The sequence below is a fragment of the Pseudothermotoga thermarum DSM 5069 genome, from assembly GCF_000217815.1.
Lineage (GTDB): Bacteria > Thermotogota > Thermotogae > Thermotogales > DSM-5069 > Pseudothermotoga > Pseudothermotoga thermarum.
In genome coordinates this window covers 426,236-442,825 of sequence record NC_015707.1, presented here as the reverse complement: position 1 = coordinate 442,825, position 16,590 = coordinate 426,236, and the positions used below count along the sequence as shown (strand labels likewise).

17 protein-coding genes are annotated in these 16,590 nt (G+C 40.1%); all 17 read left to right on the top strand.

Features of this window, described 5'->3' with window-relative positions; genetic code table 11:
- Positions 1 to 24 precede the first annotated feature (24 nt).
- Genes THETH_RS02245 through THETH_RS02165 form a run of 17 tightly spaced genes read left to right on the top strand, consistent with a single transcriptional unit; the run spans position 25 to position 16,582 of the window.
- A complete protein-coding gene (locus tag THETH_RS02245) occupies positions 25 to 777 on the top strand; it encodes a PIG-L deacetylase family protein (protein WP_013931764.1) in 753 nt (250 codons plus the stop codon).
- 12 nt (positions 778 to 789) lie between these two features.
- A complete protein-coding gene (locus THETH_RS02240; protein WP_013931763.1) occupies positions 790 to 1,755 on the top strand; it encodes an N-acetylglucosamine kinase in 966 nt (321 codons plus the stop codon).
- Positions 1,752 to 3,002 (top strand): 6-phospho-beta-glucosidase, encoded by a 1,251-nt coding sequence (locus THETH_RS02235; protein WP_013931762.1) that lies wholly within the window; start codon positions 1,752 to 1,754, stop codon positions 3,000 to 3,002. Before THETH_RS02240 ends, THETH_RS02235 begins: the two co-directional genes overlap by 4 nt.
- A 6-nt stretch (positions 3,003 to 3,008) precedes the next feature.
- A complete protein-coding gene (locus tag THETH_RS02230; protein ID WP_013931761.1) occupies positions 3,009 to 3,545 on the top strand; it encodes an RsmD family RNA methyltransferase in 537 nt (178 codons plus the stop codon).
- 26 nt (positions 3,546 to 3,571) lie between these two features.
- Positions 3,572 to 5,272 carry an alpha-glucan family phosphorylase gene (gene glgP, locus THETH_RS02225; RefSeq protein ID WP_013931760.1) on the top strand — a complete coding sequence of 567 codons (1,701 nt, stop codon included), beginning with the start codon at positions 3,572 to 3,574 and terminating at the stop codon, positions 5,270 to 5,272.
- A gap of 14 nt (positions 5,273 to 5,286) precedes the next feature.
- On the top strand, positions 5,287 to 7,212 hold the full coding sequence (locus THETH_RS02220) for a molybdopterin biosynthesis protein (RefSeq protein ID WP_013931759.1): 1,926 nt from the start codon (positions 5,287 to 5,289) through the stop codon (positions 7,210 to 7,212).
- A complete protein-coding gene (locus THETH_RS02215) occupies positions 7,209 to 7,709 on the top strand; it encodes a MogA/MoaB family molybdenum cofactor biosynthesis protein (protein ID WP_013931758.1) in 501 nt (166 codons plus the stop codon). The genes THETH_RS02220 and THETH_RS02215 overlap by 4 nt, the downstream gene beginning before the upstream one ends.
- On the top strand, positions 7,706 to 8,944 hold the full coding sequence (locus THETH_RS02210) for a molybdopterin molybdotransferase MoeA (protein ID WP_013931757.1): 1,239 nt from the start codon (positions 7,706 to 7,708) through the stop codon (positions 8,942 to 8,944). Before THETH_RS02215 ends, THETH_RS02210 begins: the two co-directional genes overlap by 4 nt.
- Before the next feature lie 11 nt (positions 8,945 to 8,955).
- Positions 8,956 to 10,230 carry an ArsB/NhaD family transporter gene (locus tag THETH_RS02205; protein ID WP_013931756.1) on the top strand — a complete coding sequence of 425 codons (1,275 nt, stop codon included), beginning with the start codon at positions 8,956 to 8,958 and terminating at the stop codon, positions 10,228 to 10,230.
- A gap of 9 nt (positions 10,231 to 10,239) precedes the next feature.
- Positions 10,240 to 11,097, top strand: a complete 858-nt coding sequence (gene xerA, locus THETH_RS02200) for a site-specific tyrosine recombinase/integron integrase (RefSeq protein ID WP_041446356.1) — start codon at positions 10,240 to 10,242, stop codon at positions 11,095 to 11,097.
- 1 nt (position 11,098) lies between these two features.
- Positions 11,099 to 11,659 carry a thymidine kinase gene (locus THETH_RS02195; protein ID WP_013931754.1) on the top strand — a complete coding sequence of 187 codons (561 nt, stop codon included), beginning with the start codon at positions 11,099 to 11,101 and terminating at the stop codon, positions 11,657 to 11,659.
- Positions 11,656 to 12,246: an NUDIX domain-containing protein gene (locus tag THETH_RS02190; RefSeq protein WP_013931753.1), complete on the top strand. Its 591-nt coding sequence runs from the start codon at positions 11,656 to 11,658 to the stop codon at positions 12,244 to 12,246. The genes THETH_RS02195 and THETH_RS02190 overlap by 4 nt, the downstream gene beginning before the upstream one ends.
- Entirely contained in the window at positions 12,198 to 13,010 is an 813-nt protein-coding gene (gene ispE / locus THETH_RS02185) for a 4-(cytidine 5'-diphospho)-2-C-methyl-D-erythritol kinase (RefSeq protein ID WP_013931752.1), read from the top strand. Before THETH_RS02190 ends, ispE begins: the two co-directional genes overlap by 49 nt.
- A 24-nt stretch (positions 13,011 to 13,034) precedes the next feature.
- Positions 13,035 to 13,796: a 2-dehydro-3-deoxy-D-gluconate 5-dehydrogenase KduD gene (gene kduD / locus THETH_RS02180; RefSeq protein ID WP_013931751.1), complete on the top strand. Its 762-nt coding sequence runs from the start codon at positions 13,035 to 13,037 to the stop codon at positions 13,794 to 13,796.
- Positions 13,793 to 15,037, top strand: coding sequence for a hypothetical protein (locus tag THETH_RS02175; RefSeq protein ID WP_013931750.1), 1,245 nt, complete (start codon positions 13,793 to 13,795; stop codon positions 15,035 to 15,037). Before kduD ends, THETH_RS02175 begins: the two co-directional genes overlap by 4 nt.
- Before the next feature lie 14 nt (positions 15,038 to 15,051).
- Positions 15,052 to 15,501 (top strand): flavin reductase family protein, encoded by a 450-nt coding sequence (locus THETH_RS02170; RefSeq protein ID WP_013931749.1) that lies wholly within the window; start codon positions 15,052 to 15,054, stop codon positions 15,499 to 15,501.
- Entirely contained in the window at positions 15,461 to 16,582 is a 1,122-nt protein-coding gene (locus THETH_RS02165; protein WP_013931748.1) for a glucose-1-phosphate thymidylyltransferase, read from the top strand. The genes THETH_RS02170 and THETH_RS02165 overlap by 41 nt, the downstream gene beginning before the upstream one ends.
- Positions 16,583 to 16,590: the final 8 nt, after the last annotated feature.

Here is a 16,590-nt window from a genome sequence, read left to right as displayed (position 1 = left end):
AACACATTAGAGAGGTGTGAAATGATGAAAATCCAAGGTCAAAACATTTTTGAGGAATTTCTGAAAGTGCCAAAACTCGACGAAATGAAAAACATTCTTTGTGTTCAACCCCATCCCGATGACGTCGATCTTTCGATTGGAGGAATCGTGGCAAAGTTAACGCAAATGGGAGCGAAAATAACGTACGTAACAGTTACCGATGGTAGCGCAGGTACCCTGGATGAATCTATAATGGGTTCCAAGTTATCAAGCATAAGAAAACGCGAGCAAGAGGAAGCTGCCAAAATTCTTGGTGTATCGGAGCTGATATGGCTGGATTTCGAGGATCTTGGAAGTTACACGGTGGAAGAAGTGAGAGTAAAGATCGTGGAAATTATAAGGGAAAAGAAACCAGATGCAGTACTGACGGTGGATCCTTTCCTACCTTACGAAGCTCATCCAGATCACACAAAATGTGGTCTAGCGACTGCTCAAGCAGTTCTTTTCTACAGGCTACCGAAAATCCTTGGTGGTTCTTGTGAAAAGACCGTTAAAATAATTGGCTTTTTCAACTCATCAAAACCCAACACGATTTTTGAATTAACCGAAGAAGATTTTCAAAGGAAAATGAAGGCTCTATCTTGCCATCGAAGTCAGTTCGACGAAGGTACCTTGCAAATGATAGCTTCGTATTTTACCATTCGCTCCCAAATTTACAAAACTAACCACGCCGTGGAAACGTTGAAGATTCTTCCACCAATTGCCTTGCACGTTTTCCCTGAAGTTGAACAACTTTAAGGGGGGAAGACTTTGTACTTTCTTGGTGTAGATGTCGGTGGCACGAAGACTGATTTTCTACTTGTAAATGCTTATGGAGATGTACTTTGTTTTCTAAAGACAAAAGGTGCCAATTATCAAGGAGTAGGCGTACAAAAATCCATAGAGATACTCAAAGACGGTTTAAACAAAGTCTTGGAAAAAAGCAACTTGAGTAAAGACGACATTACCTACACTTTCTTTGGATTTGCTGGAGCTGACAACGAATACGAGATAAGAATAGTGAAGGATATTTTGAAGGAATTGAGATTGAAGAACTACGATTTCGACAACGATGGCAGAGTTGCCTTGCGATCCGGCACTTTAGATGACATTGGGATATTGATAAGCTGCGGAACAGGTGGAATAAACTACGCTTCGGACGGAAAGAAGATAGCTAGAATAGGAGGCTACTCTGGATTTTTTGGGGAAAGACTGGGATCTTACCTGATAGCGGGTAAGGTTGCTTCGGCCATAGTCAGAGCAAAGGATGGTAGAGACGAAAGAACAATTATGGTGGACATCTTTGAGAAGAAAATAAAAGAACCAATTGAGAATATAATGCACCACGAATATGAAGAAAGCGGCGCACAAAAACTTCAAGAATATGTTGTTGAACTGATTAAAACCCTTTTCGAAGCCGCAAAGCAGTTCGATTACGTGGCTCTCAAAATACTTGGAGAGATAGTTCAAGAAATTGTGAAAATTGTGAACGCCTTCAAATCAAATTTGAATTTTCCAAAACCTGTGAAATTGGTTTTGGAAGGAAGCTTTTTCAAAAACTCAGATCCAATACTGTTGAAAATGGTTCAATCAGTCCTTGGTGATGAGTACCAGCTGATAATCCCAAAACATCCTCCTGTTTTTGGATCGGTTCTTTTAGCCTTTGAAAAAGCTGGGATCAAGCCAAATCAAATGGTTCTGGAAAAAATCGTTAAACAGTTGGAGGCGATAAGATGAAAATAGCTGTCGTTGGAGGTGGAAGCACTTATACCCCAGAGTTGGTGAAAGGATTGATGGAAATCAACGATTGTGTGAAAATTGAAAATGTCACCTTTTTAGACGTGAAGGAAGCCGAAGAAAAGTTCAACGTGGTTTTTGAATTCGTCAAAAGGATGGTAAAAGATAAGTTCAAAATCGAGAAAACCTTTGATCCCAAGGTGGCTTTTGATGGAGCAGATTATATCGTATTTCAGTTTAGACCAGGAATGCTTTCTGCAAGAATAAACGACGAAGAAATACCTTTGAAGTATGGGTTGATAGGTCAAGAGACAACAGGGATTGGAGGATTTTCCGCCGCGTTGAGAGCTTTTCCATTGATAGAGAAATACATTGAACTTGTTGAAAAATACAGCAAGGCTTTTGTCATAAACTTCACCAATCCAAGTGGTCACATCACGGAATTTGTTTTGAACTATCTAAAGTTCGACAGGTTCGTTGGACTTTGCAATATCCCAATAAATCTTTTGAAGAACCTAAGTGAACTTATCGGCTGTAAAATCGAGGATTTATTTGTGAAATACTATGGTTTAAACCATCTGACCTTTTTGGAAAAAATCTTTGCAAAAAATGAAGATGTGACGCAAAAGATTTTCCAACTTTTGAAGATGCATTTGGCGAACGTTCCAGGAGATTTTCCAGCTGATCTCATAGAAATCTTAGAGCTTTATCCAAGTCCATACTTGAGATACTATTTGTTTGAAAAAGAAATGGTAGAAAAACTGAAAAAAGAAGGAACGCGCGCCAAAAAGGTAGAGAAGATAGAAAAAGATCTACTCAAACTCTACGAATCTTCGGATTCTATCCCGCAGCAACTCATGCTCCGAGGAGGCAGCATGTATTCAACAGCTGCAGCAAATTTGATAAAGGACCTGGCAACGAACGCTGGAACTATTCACATAGTCAACACCAAAAACAACGGTGCGGTAACAAATATACCAAACGATTATGTTTTAGAGATACCTTGCTATGTCAAGGCAAACAGAGTTTTTCCTGTAAGCTTGGGAGAAGCAGACGAATTCGCGGTTGGTTTGATCCACATTGTGAAAATGTACGAACGCTTAACAATCGAAGCTTACCTGTATAGATCAAGGAAAAAAGCCTTAAAAGCTTTGCTCTTGCATCCGCTTGGACCGGGATGGCAAGAAGCTCCAAAGATTTTGGACGATATTTTGAAAGCAAACGAAAAATTTATAGATCTTAGCTGAAGGCTGGTGAAGTCTATTCTCAGGATAACTGGAGGTTTCCTAAAAGGAAGATTGGTTAAACCTGTGCCAGATCCAAGGACTAGGTACACTGGATCAATGGTTAGACAGGCAATTTTCAACATGATCGACGTCAAAGACAAAACATTTTTGGAGCTTTTTTGCGGTAGTGCAGTAGTCTCAATTGAGGCGATCAGCAGAGGGGCCAAGAGTGCCACCGTTGTCGACATTTCACCGTTGGCTTTAAAAACTGCTTTACAAAATGCCGAAAATTGTGGGATAAAATTGGAAGCTGTAAGAGCAGATTTTAAGGTGTTTTTGAAAAATTGTTCTAAAGATTTCGACATAGTCTTTGCCGATCCACCGTACAACGCCGGTTACGTAGATGAGCTTTTAAAAATCCTTGCAGAAAAACCAAACGTCGGTTCATTGATAGTCATAGAAAAAGCCTTTCGTGAAACTTACGACAAGCCAACTGAGTTTGAAATTCTAAAGTCAAAACGTTACGGAGATTCCGAAGTAGTTATCCTAGAAAGAAGAAAGTGATAAGGCAACAGGGAGGTGCATGTACTTTGAAGATCAACCCTAAGCGGAGGAAAATAGCGTATTTTTCTATGGAAATCGGTCTAAACGAAAAAATGCATACTTACAGTGGGGGACTTGGAATACTGGCTGGTGATACCTTAAAATCGGCCGCAGACTTAGAAATACCAATGGTTGCGGTAACTTTGCTCAACAGGTATGGATATTTCAAACAAGAACTCACACACGATGGCCAACAGATTGAACATCCTGATCCTTGGCCAGTGGAGGAATTTTTAACCAAAGAGGACGTCAAAGTCAGCGTGAGAATAGAGGGCAGATCGGTGCGTGTTACCGCATGGAGATACGACGTGGTTGGAGTAACAGGTTACGTTGTTCCTGTGTATTTCTTGGACACTTATTTGGAAGAAAATTCCGAGTACGATAGAAAGCTAACAGATTATTTGTACGGTGGAGATCAAAAATACAGGCTTTGCCAAGAAGTTGTTTTGGGAATAGGTGGTGTGAGAATTCTAAGAGCACTCGGATACGATGAAATTGAAACATTTCACATGAACGAGGGACATTCTGCACTGCTCACGTTTGAACTGATCGATGAAGAACTTAGAAAAACTTCAAGTTCTATGATCTTGGAATCACACCTTAAAGCGGTTCGAGAAAAATGTGTTTTTACAACTCATACCCCTGTTCCAGCCGGGCATGATAAATTTCCGCTTGAACTTGTCAGAAAAGTCATAGGTCCAAGGGATGAACTTTTTTCACTTCCTCAGGTTGTTTACGACAACACTTTGAATATGACTTACCTGGCTTTGAACATGAGTAGGTATATAAACGGGGTGGCCAAAAAGCACGGAGAAGTCTCAAAATTGATGTTCGCAGGATACGACATAAGTTCAATCACAAACGGTGTTCACGCACAAACTTGGGTTTCTGAACCATTTCAAGAATTGTTCGACAAATACATACCAATGTGGAGAACAGACAATTTCAGCTTGAGGTACGCTTTGTCAATACCAAATGAAGAAATTTGGAATGCACATATGAAATGCAAAAAAACTTTGCTTGAGTATGTGAAAACTCAAACCGGTGTGGAAATGAACGAAGAAGTTTTGACGATAGGTTTTGCTAGACGTGCAACGGCTTACAAAAGAGCCGATTTGCTTCTGTACAATTTGGAAAGACTAAAGGAAATTTCTTCAAAAGATGGAAAAATTCAGGTCATCTATGCCGGCAAAGCGCATCCGAAGGATGAGGGAGGAAAACAGCTTATCAAAAAGATTTTCACTGCAATTCAAGAATTGAAATCACATGTCCCAATGGTTTATCTTCCAAACTATGACATGAAAGTGGCAAAAATGATGGTGAGCGGGGTCGACATATGGCTTAACACACCACAACCTCCACTTGAAGCTTCCGGAACGAGTGGAATGAAAGCATCTTTGAACGGGGTCCCAAACTTCAGCGTACTCGATGGTTGGTGGATAGAAGGATGCATCGAGGGAATAACAGGTTGGGCGATAGGGGACTTTTCGGAGAATGCTTCCAGTGAACAACATGCAAAGTCACTTTATGAAAAACTTGAAAAGACGATTATTCCACTTTATTATCAACACCGTGATCAATTCATTCAGATGATGAAATACGCGATAGCCATCAATGGATCGTTCTTCAACACTCATAGAATGGTTCAAGAGTACGTTATAAATGCGTACTTTCATAAAGAATCTTGAGGCGGCGAGGTATTATGAGAAAGATATACCTTCACCGTTTGGATCTTCCAGAGGCTTTGGACAAGTACATAAAAAAGCTCGATGAAACAGGATTTTTCAAAGTTGAAAGTGAAGTAATCCCAACGAGGTTGGCTTTAAACAGGGTTCTTGCCGGCTCTGTTTATGCGAGAAAAAGTGTCCCAATGTTTATCAGCGCTGCCATGGATGGCATAGCCGTTCAAAGCCAACACACCGTTGGCGCAACTAAAGCAAATCCAAAAAGGCTTAAAAAAGACCAATTTGTTTTCATCAACACAGGTAACCCAATGCCTGAGGGTTTTGATGCAGTTATCATGATAGAAGATGTGAATATCGTAGACGAAGAGACCGTTGAAATTTACGAATCAGTTCCACCGTATCACAACGTCAGAATGATTGGAGAAGACGTTTGTGAAGGAGACATGATTTTCACAAGGTATCACTTGTTAAAACCACAAGATTTGGCATTGCTCTTGGCTGTGGGAGTTTTTGAGGTTGAAGTCGTGAAGAAAATGAAGGCTTGTATGATACCGACTGGTACAGAAATCGTCGAGCCGGAAAAGATAACAAATGATCTTCACATTCCAGAGACAAACTCTGTTATCGTGAAAAACTTCCTGTCCATGCTTGGAGTAGACGTAGAAGTTCTGCCACCAGTTCCGGATGATCCAACAATCATAAAAGAAATCGTGCAAAATATAGCCCACGATTTTGACATGATTCTCTTGGGAGCAGGATCGTCGGCTGGAACAGTTGATTACTCATATCAAGTTGCAGAAGATCTAGCCGAAGTTATCGTTCATGGAATAAACATTCGTCCCGGCAAACCAACAATACTTGCCGTTTTGAAAACTAATCCTGGAAAGCCTTTGATCGGCTTGCCCGGTTATCCTGGATCGTGTTACGTAATTTTGGAAGAAATAGTAAAACCAATAGTATTGAGAAAATACAAGCTCATTTTGCCTAAATCAGAACGAATATACGCTGTAAGTACTAGACGAATCTCTTCATCAATTTCAGACGACGAAATCATTCGCGTCAGCGTTGGAAAGGTCCTTGACAAGTACTTTTTCATCCCCTTAAAGCGTGGAGCAGCTGTGATGGAACCTTTGACAAAGATGGATGGAAAAGTGGTTATTCCACGCGGTGTTGAAATTGTAGAAGAAGGTGAATTGTGTCAGGTGGAAACCTCAAAGTCGCTTGAAGAGATCGACAAAAACATACTGTTCGTTGGAAGCAACGATCCAATTATTTCGATTTTGGCGGATTTTGTCAAAAAATACGATTACACCATTGGAATGTCCATAAGCAACGTTGGAAGTATGGGAGGATTGGCAGCAATCGCAAAAAAGCAAGCACATATTGCCGGTATACACCTTTTAGACGCTGAAAGTGGGGAGTACAACATACCTTATCTGAAGAAATACTTGGAAAACTTCGTTTTGATGAAATTCGTAAAGCGCAGTCAAGGTCTCATCGTCCAAAAAGGAAACCCAAAAAACATCAAATCTTTGTTGGATTTGACGAAAAAAGGTGTAAGGTTTGTAAACAGGCAAAAAGCCTCTGGAACAAGAATACTTCTTGATTACCATCTTCAAAAACTTGGGATTGATCCTTCACATATCGAAGGTTACCAAGATGAAGAGTTCACCCATCTTGGCGTTGCTTTAAAGGTAAAGAATGGTTTTGCAGACGTTGGACTTGGAATAGCCTTGGCAGCCGAGATTTTCAACTTGGATTTTATACCCCTTTTTTGGGAAGAATATGACTTACTCTTTTTACCAGAGTTTCTACACGATGAAAGGTTTCAACTGCTTTTAGATGTTATTTCTTCCAAAGATTTTCTTGATTTTGCCTCGAAATTGAAGGGTTATGATCTTGGACAAATTAGTAAAATTATTAAAAGTGGTGATCTAACATGATAAGAGCAGCTGTTTTGACTTTGAGCGATAAAGCATCAAAAGGGGAAAGAATTGATCAAAGCGGTGGCAAAGTCGAAGAACTCCTTAAAACGATTGGTGCAAGTGTTTCTTACTATAAAATTTTGCCAGATGAGGAAGAACTCATAGTTAAGGAACTCATCATTTTGTGTGAGGAAGGATACGATTTGATTGTTACAACCGGTGGTACAGGTATCAGCCCAAGAGACGTTACACCCGACGCCACCTTGAAGGTTATTGAAAAACGATTGTATGGATTTGAAATTGCGATGATGCTGGAAGCACTCAAAGCAACACCGTATGCGATGCTATCAAGAGCAGTGGTTGGAACCAGGGGAAAAACTTTGATCATAAACCTTCCAGGTAGTCCAAATGCTGTTGAGGAAAATCTTAAAGTTGTGCTTCACGTTATACCCCACGCGGTTGAAAAACTTAAAGGTTCAACAGAAGACTGCGATAAATTGGTGAAAAAAACATGAGAATAGAAAAACTTAAATTTGCCACGGTTGAAGAAATATACCAAAATTACCTTCCTTTGGTTAAACCCATAACAGACACATTGGAGATTTTTGTTGAACAATCCGTCAACTTTGTTTTGGCACAAGATTTGATATCAGAAGAAGATCTTCCTGGTTTTAAGAAATCCATCGTTGATGGTTACGCTGTAAACTCACATGATACAAAAGGTGCCTCGATGAACAATCCTGCGTTACTTGAGTTTGCTTTTGAAGTGAAAATAGGGGAAGAAGTTGTGCAAAAACTTAAGCCTGCTCAAGCAGCTTGGGTTCCAACGGGTGGAATGGTACCCGAAGGAGCGGACGCAGTAGTCATGGTTGAACACACACAAAGGTTTGGCAATCTGGTTGAAATCATGAAATCGGTTGCACCGGGGGAAAATCTGTTAAAAGCCAATGAAGACGTCAAAAAAGGTCAAGTGGTTTTGAGAAAAGGAACACGGATTCAACCGAAGTATTTGAATATTTTGTATTCGCTCGGGATAGAAAAACTGTTGGTTTATCGAAAACCAAAAGTGGCCATTGTGTCGACTGGTGATGAAATCGTTGAACCATTTGTCAAAGTGAAAAAGGTTACACAAGTTAGAGACAGCAACTCCTACGCGTTGGTGTGCTGGTTAAAAAATCAGTTTGGATTTGAGGCAAAAAGGGTAGCTCACGTTAGGGACGATGAAGCCGAACTAACGAAAGTTTTAAATCAATGCTTGAACGAATACGACGCAGTTGTCATCTCTGGGGGAAGTTCAATCGGTGTTAGGGACATCACGGCAAAGGTAATTGAAAAACTTGGAAAACCTGGTGTAGTTTACCATGGCGCCATGATTCAACCTGGAAAGCCAACCATATTTGGTTTTGTGGATGAAAAACCAATCCTTGGACTTCCCGGTAACCCCGTCTCGTTCACGGTAAGTGCTTATGTGTTTTTGATCCCTGTCTTGAGAAAAATGGAAGGAGAAGAGGAATACTTACCAAAACCGTGTGGAAAAGTTAAGGTTAAGAAGAACATTCCATCAGTTCAAGGCAGAGAACAATTTATCAGGGTGAAATTGACTTTTGAAGAAGGAGAATTGATGGCTGAACCGCTTTTCAGTGAAAGCGCAAGTATTACGAATCTTGTTCAAGCTGACGGTTTTGTGAGGATTCCAAGAGGTGTCGAAGGGGTTTACGCAGGAGAATACGTGGAATTTTACAAACTGTGAGGTGATGCAATATGATCGTTTCAATTGTTGTTCTTACAGCCTTTGTGATCACTTATTATTTTATGCTGAATGAAAAGTACAAAACGTCGGTGATGGCAATGCTGGTTGCTTTGAGCTTGGCTGCAACAGGTATGGTAAGCGAGATATCAATCGAAAATTTGCCGAAGATCATTGATTTCAACACGTTGGGTTTGCTTGTTGGCATGATGATCATGGTTGGATTGCTCAAACGTACTGGCTTTTTCCATTTTGTAAGCGTGTATGCTATAAGAGCAGGAAAAGGCGATTTAAAAAAAACACTGATCTTGATAGTGCTTTCCGTTGCTTTACTTTCCGCCTTTCTCGACAACGTTACAACTTTGCTTGTTTTTGCTCCAATTCTATTTTCTATCTCGGATGTTGCCGGACTCGATCCAACTCAACTCATCACGATGGGAATACTCTCATCGAACATCGGTGGAGTCTCAACCTTGATAGGTGATCCACCGAACATTCTCATAGGATCTGCGAGTAAGCTGAGTTTTTTATCCTTCATGTCTCATCTGGCACCAATAGCAGTTGTCGTTTTGATTTTGATGCTGGTAAGAACTGTCAGAAACACACAAGAATCTGAAGAAATAAAGCAAAACTTGAGAAAATTTGCTTCAGTCGATCCAAAAAGTGTTATCACAGATCCCAAAAAGATGAAGTACATCGTAACAGTGTTTGCGCTTGTTATATTTTGTTTTTCAATACATACGATTGTTAAAGTTGAATTATCACTGGTGGCGATGCTTGGAGCCGTTATAACCCTAGCTATAACCGGTGAAGATTTCGAAGAAGCGGCTAAAGAAATCGAATGGAACACGATATTCTTTCTCATAGGTTTGTTTATACTCACGTATTCGCTCAAACAAGTTGGTTTAACCGATGCCGTGGCTAAGGCTTTGATAAGATTAACCTATCCTCCAATCATTCTTTCTATGCTGATTTGGCTTGCTGGATTTGGCGCGATGTTTTTGGGAGCCGTACCAGCCACTACCATAATGATACCTATCGTCAAATCGATGATAAATTCAGGGCTTCCAACGACAACATGGTGGGCGTTGGCTCTTGGAGTTGGATTGGGAGCCAACGGTTCGCCCATTGGAGCAGCCGCCAACATGGTTGGGCTTGGTTTATTGAAAAAATTCAGTGGTAAAACAATCAGCTTTCCTACATTTTTCAAGAAAAATATCTCTTTTACTTTGATCAGCCTGACAATTGCAACGTGCTATATCCTTTTAATGCTTTTAGTTGGCTGGTGAAAAAATGCAATGGTGGGAGTCGATCTTTTGGTCGATTATGGAGATTACCTTCTATACGTTAGAAGACTTTCGGAAAACACTTTCAAAGCTTACACCAATGATGTCAAAAACTTCTTAAGTTATATTACAAGCAGAGGTTTAAGCTTACAGAAATTTTCCCAAATCGATGCTGATGAATACGTCAAATACTTGAGTAAGAAAGAAAACCTATCGGTAACTTCCATAGCAAGAAAAATTTCCGCTTTGAGAAACTTTTTCAGTTTTCTTCAGCTTAAAGGTTTGTGCGACCGAAACCCATGGGAAAGGTTTAAAAATCCAAAACTCCACAGAAAGTTGCCAGAATTTTTGTCACACTCGGAAATTCAGGCAATGCTATCCTTGGCGTTAGAAAAAAGTGAGAGAGATTATTTGGTGCTATCCTTACTTTACTACTGTGGTTTAAGAGTGAGCGAGCTGTGCAAACTTGAGGTTGCAGACGTTTCCTTCTCACCTGCTTTTGTCAGAATAAGAATGGGAAAAGGGAGAAAAGATCGAATAGTACCCTTGAACCAATTGGTAAAGGAAAGGCTGCAGAATTATATAGAAAAAAGAAAACTGAGACAAGATGAATATTTGTTTGAAGGAATTCACCCAAGCACCGTTTTTAGGATAGTCAAAAGATACGCGGCAAAGTGCGGAATAAATAGGCCCGTTCACCCTCACACTTTGAGACATTCTTTCGCAACGCATTTGCTTCAAAGGGGTGTTAACATCAAAGTTGTGCAAGATCTGCTTGGACATGCAAACCTTTCAACAACAAGTGTGTATCTACATGTGTTCGAACGCGAAAAATTCGAGGCTGTGAATAAACTTGTGGAGGAGGGTTAATGTGGCTGGAAAATTAACCATGATCGTGGGGCCAATGTACTCTGGAAAAACAACGGAATTACTTTCTTTTGTGGAGATTTACAAACTCGGGCGTAAAAAATTCAAAGTGTTCAAACCTGCAATTGATGATCGATATGGAAAAAGCTTAGTTAAAACCCATACTGGTTTGGAAGTTGAGGCCATTGCGGTTGAAGGTTCAAAGGACATCGTGAATCTTTTGGAAGAAAAAATCGATGCAGTTTTCATAGACGAAGTTCAGTTTTTCGACAAAGATCTTGTTAGAATTGTAAAACAACTCATCGATTCAAACGTGGATGTGTTCTGCGCAGGTTTGGATATGACCTTTAAGCAAAATCCGTTTGAAACCACTGCTGCATTGATGGCGATAGCTGATGAGGTAATAAAGAAAAAAGCGGTTTGCGAGGTATGTGGGGAATACAAAGCAAACCTAACTTACAAAGTAACCGAGGAAGAAAAGGAAATAGACATAGGAGGAAAAGAAAAGTACATAGCGGTTTGTAGAGATTGTTATAATAACCTTTCCAAGGAGAGGATTAAATGAACGAGAAAGTCTTGGTTGTTCCAGCTTCAAAGGTTGATGAGATTACGAAAGGTTTAGAAGGAGTAATCGAGGTTGAATACTCTCTTGTAAAAAACTTGATAACCAGATTTGGAACTTTCATCGATAGAGATTTGGTCGAAAACGACGAAAGTTTTAGGCAGGTTATACCGTATGTGATAATGAAGCAAGATGGTAAATTTCTTGTTCTTCGACGTACAAACAAACAAGGTGAAAAAAGGTTGCACAACAAAATATCGCTTGGGGTCGGCGGACACATAAACCACAACGATGGTAAAGATCCTTGGCTGGCTTTTTTGAATGGTATGCAAAGGGAAATCGAAGAAGAAGTGAAAGCAAAGATATTGGATTTGAAATACTTTGGTGTTATCAACGATCTTTCAAGTTCTGTCAGCAGGGTCCACGTTGGAATAGCTTTCATAGCTGATGTGCTTTTTGAAAAGTTAAACGAGCCAGAGATGTTCGAATACAGTTGGTGCGCTTTGGAAGATCTTGAAAAGCTTTTGCAGGAAATGGAGGGATGGTCATACATAGTTTTCCAGTGGTTGAGAAAGCATACGCAAAGGTGAACTTGTATTTGGACGTCCTTCGAAAGAGAGAAGATGGATACCACGATATTGTTGGATTGTTTCAAACGATAGACTTACACGATGTGCTCATCATTCATTATCTGGACAAACCAGGGATATCTGTTGAATCCGATGTGCAAATCGTTGGAAAAAACTTGGTCGAAAAAGCTTACGAAGTCTTTTCAAAATATTACAAAGTAGACTTTGGACTTCATGTAATCTTGAAGAAAAGAATTCCAATCGGAGGAGGGCTTGGTGGAGGTAGCACAGATGCCGCTGCTTTGCTTAGATTTTTTTCTAGAATATACCACGTACCAAAAGACGATTTGATTCAAATAGCCTCAGAAGTTGGTTCGGATGTCCCGTTTCTGCTTTTCGGCGGTACTGCAATCGTTGAGGGAAAAGGTGAGAAGATAACTTGGCTTGAACCAATAAGTGGTTATGCTGTAAATCTACATTGCCCAGGTGTAACAGTGTCAACCAAGGAAGCTTACTCCATGTTGTCAATTGAGCTTTTTGCAAAAGGTCCAAAACCTGTTGAACACCTTTACGAAGCGTACCTGAAAAGAGATTTTGAAAAGATCAAAAATATGTCTTACAATATTTTTGAGAACGTTGTTGCATTGCATTATCCACAAATCAAACAAGAAATTGAAAATGCTTGGAATGAAAAACCAATAGTGGCAATGTTAACCGGCTCTGGCTCTTGTGTCTTTGCAGTTCACGATGAAAGTATCGGCATGTATAAATTTTGTGTTATCTAAAACCCTTTAATTGGAGGCGATGAAATGATATTAGACAAATTCTCCCTTGCCGGAAAAGTCGCGATTGTAACAGGGGCAAGTCGTGGGATAGGTCAAAAGATTGCCATCGCTTTGGCAGAAGCAGGAGCGGATATAGCAGGTGTGGCAAGAAGTCAACAAGAAGAAACGAAACAAGCCATTGAAGCAGTTGGAAGAAAGTTTTTAGCGATACAAGTTGATTTAACCGAGAAAAAGGCAGCTGAAGAAGTCCTCAAGCAAACTGTCTCTTACTTTGGAAAAGCAGATATATTGGTCAACGCAGCTGGAATTATACTTAGAAAAAATTTCATAGACTTCACCGAGGAAGAATTCGATATGGTTTTGAAAGTAAACCTCAAAGCCGTGTTTTTGATGTCACAAGTTTTCGCCCGATATCTGATCGAAAACCAAAGAAAGGGAAAGATAATAAACATAGGTTCACTGTTGTCCTTCCAAGGTGGAATATTAATTACACCTTACACGGTGTCTAAACACGGTGTCCTTGGTCTAACACGGGCAATGGCGAACGAACTTGCAAAGTACGGTATAAACGTCAACGCGATTATTCCAGGTTATTTTGAAACGGAGATGACGGCTGCTTTGAGAGCCGATCCTGAAAGAAATCAAAAGATTCTGGATAGAATCCCAATGGGAAGATGGGGAAAACCTGAAGAATTAACTGGAGCAGCAGTGTTTCTGGCAAGCGAAGCTTCCGATTATATGACTGGTAGCTACATAATCGTTGACGGCGGATGGATGTCAAGATGAAGTTTTTGCTGGTTATTTTAACGGTTTTTTCAATAAGTGTATTTTCTTTTGTCTTTAAATTCGATGGATGGATTGAATACGATTTTGATCAACCTACCGATCAAACAAAGTATGGCGTAGTTGTCCCATTCATGGGGACAACTTTCATCGCAAGCGGTGGATTTAGAAGAGACAACATAGTTATTCCACCTTATTCTGATTCTCTTTGGAACAACTACTGGTATTTTGACGAAGGTTTTTTCTCATATTCAAACGAGTTTTTAGAACTTGAAGTAGGTGTCAAACAACACCCTGTTGGACCAGGTGAGATATACAAGTTGTTTGTTGAAGAAAAGGGATATTCTTATCCATCAATTAAGAGTGTTGGAAAAATTGGAAGGTTTAGGGTTGAAACACTCTGGGGTGGTATACGGTTAGACGATGGTGCTAAGCCAGCTAAGGCTTTCAATTACAGAGCTTTGGTTTTTTCTCCCATTGATGGTTTGGAAATTGCATATGAGGATAGCGTTCTTTACCTTGGCAGATACTTTGATCCGTATTATTACTTCGTACCAATTCCCATACCGGGTATACAAGAGTTTTTCCATTTGAATGCTCCTTGGTATTCTTATCTGAATGACAACTCCATGATAGGCGGTTGGATAAAGTACTCGACGGAAAACTGGAAGACTTACTTTGAATTGCTGATCGACGACATAAACATGAACAGGTTTTTAGCTCCTGAGAGTTATCAGAATCCCGATAAGATAGCCTTTTTGGTTGGTTTTTCTGGAAAAAGTGGACCTTTCAGGTTAACCTACGAAGTTGCTGGAGCTACAGCTTACACTTTTCAAAGGACAGTTTCAAATAGACCTTATGAATATGTCTTCTTCGAAGGTTCAAACTATCCACTTGAGAAAAACATGATAGGTTACAGGCACGGTGAAAACAACATAGTTTGTGCCATAAGGTTTGAGTACGATGAAAAACCGTGGTCTTTCAAAGTAGAACTTGAGAACGTAATACACGGTACGAGAACGCCTGATAAACCTTGGCACGGAGGATCGATGCCAAGTGGCACAAAATGGTTGATCGGGGAAATAGATTCAAAATTTTCGTTGAAGGCAAGAATAGCATACACCCTTGAGCAATTGTCGAATAGGCTGGAAAAACTCGTGGTGGGAATAAGGTTTGGGTATATCAACGGAAAACCTTTAGTTGGAGCTGATTTATCATTTATTTTGGATTTTTCAGATCTATAAGGAGGGGGATTTGAATGTCTGCGATCGATAAGCTCTATGGACCTGTGACGATTGTAACCGTGAACGTTGAAGGGAAAATGAATGGAATAACAGTGGCATGGGCAACGAGGGTTTCTTGGCATCCAAAGATCGTAGCAGTTTCAATTGGAAAAACGAGGTATTCCAGAGAACTTTTGGACAAGGCTGACAAATTTGCAGTTTGCATCATGGGAAAGGGCGGCAGAGAAGTTGCGGAATACTTTGGTACCGTTTCAGGAAGAAATGTGAACAAATTCGAGAAAATATCTTATGAACTATCAAAAAGCGGTCTTCCAATACCTTCTGGTACCATTGCATACCTTGAATGCAAAAAGACAAACCAAGTTGAAGCCGGTGATCATATCGTTTACTTTGGTCTTGTGGAGGAAGAGAAGGTTTTAAAGAATGAACCACCGCTTGTTTTCGGAGAAGGCCAAATACTTTAAAGGGGGGATAGGATTGAAAGGGCTGATTCTCTGTGCAGGCAAAGGGACGCGTTTAAGACCCCTAACATACACAACCGCAAAGCATTTGATACCGGTAGCCAACAAACCCGTCATTTTGTACAATTTAGAATTTATGTCTCAAGCAAAGGTTAAGGAAATCGGTATAGTCGTTAGTCCAGAAAACGAAAAGCTTTTTCGTGAAACACTTGGTGATGGTGCCAAGTTTGGTTTATCTTTGACTTACATCCTTCAGCACGAGCCAAAGGGAATTGCCCACGCTGTTTATCAAGCCAAGGATTTTTTGAAAGATGAACCATTTTTGATGATTCTTGGAGACAATTTGATTTTCGAAAACATAGAGGAAATCGTTGAAAATTTTCCATCCAGTAGCTACGATGCTGCGATATTAGTCTCACAAGTTCCTGATCCGAGGGCTTACGGCGTAGCAGTTTTGGAAAATGGAAAGGTCAAGTATTTGGTTGAAAAACCAAAGGAACCTCCAAGTAACTTGGCAATAGTTGGTGTTTATTTGTTCAAACCTATAATTTTCAAAGCGATTGAAAAAATCAAGCCCTCTTGGAGGGGCGAGCTTGAAATCACCGATGCGATACAAAATCTAGTTGAAAACGGATACAACGTAGCTGCTCACGTGATAAGTGGCTGGTGGAAAGACACGGGAAAACCCGAGGATTTGCTTGAAGCAAACAGAAAAATACTGGATTCGATGAGAGAACTCCATATCCTTGGAACTGTGGATGAAAATTCTATCATTCAAGGAAGGGTGTGCATCGGAAAAGGTTCCTTCATTTCAAATTCCGTGATACGTGGTCCAGTGATCATAGGTGAAAACGCGAGGATAACGGATAGTTACATCGGTCCATACACAGCCATAGGTAATCAAGTTGTTTTGGAAAACTGCGAAGTTGAAAATTCCATATTGATGGATCGATGTACTGTTATCGGTATCAAAGAAAGACTTGAGTCATCAATTCTTGGCAAAGAGGCAAAGGTTTTCAAAGGTGACAAGATTCCAAAGGCTGTAAGAGTGATCCTCGGAGATTTAAGTTCAGTAGAATTGTGAAAAAAAGC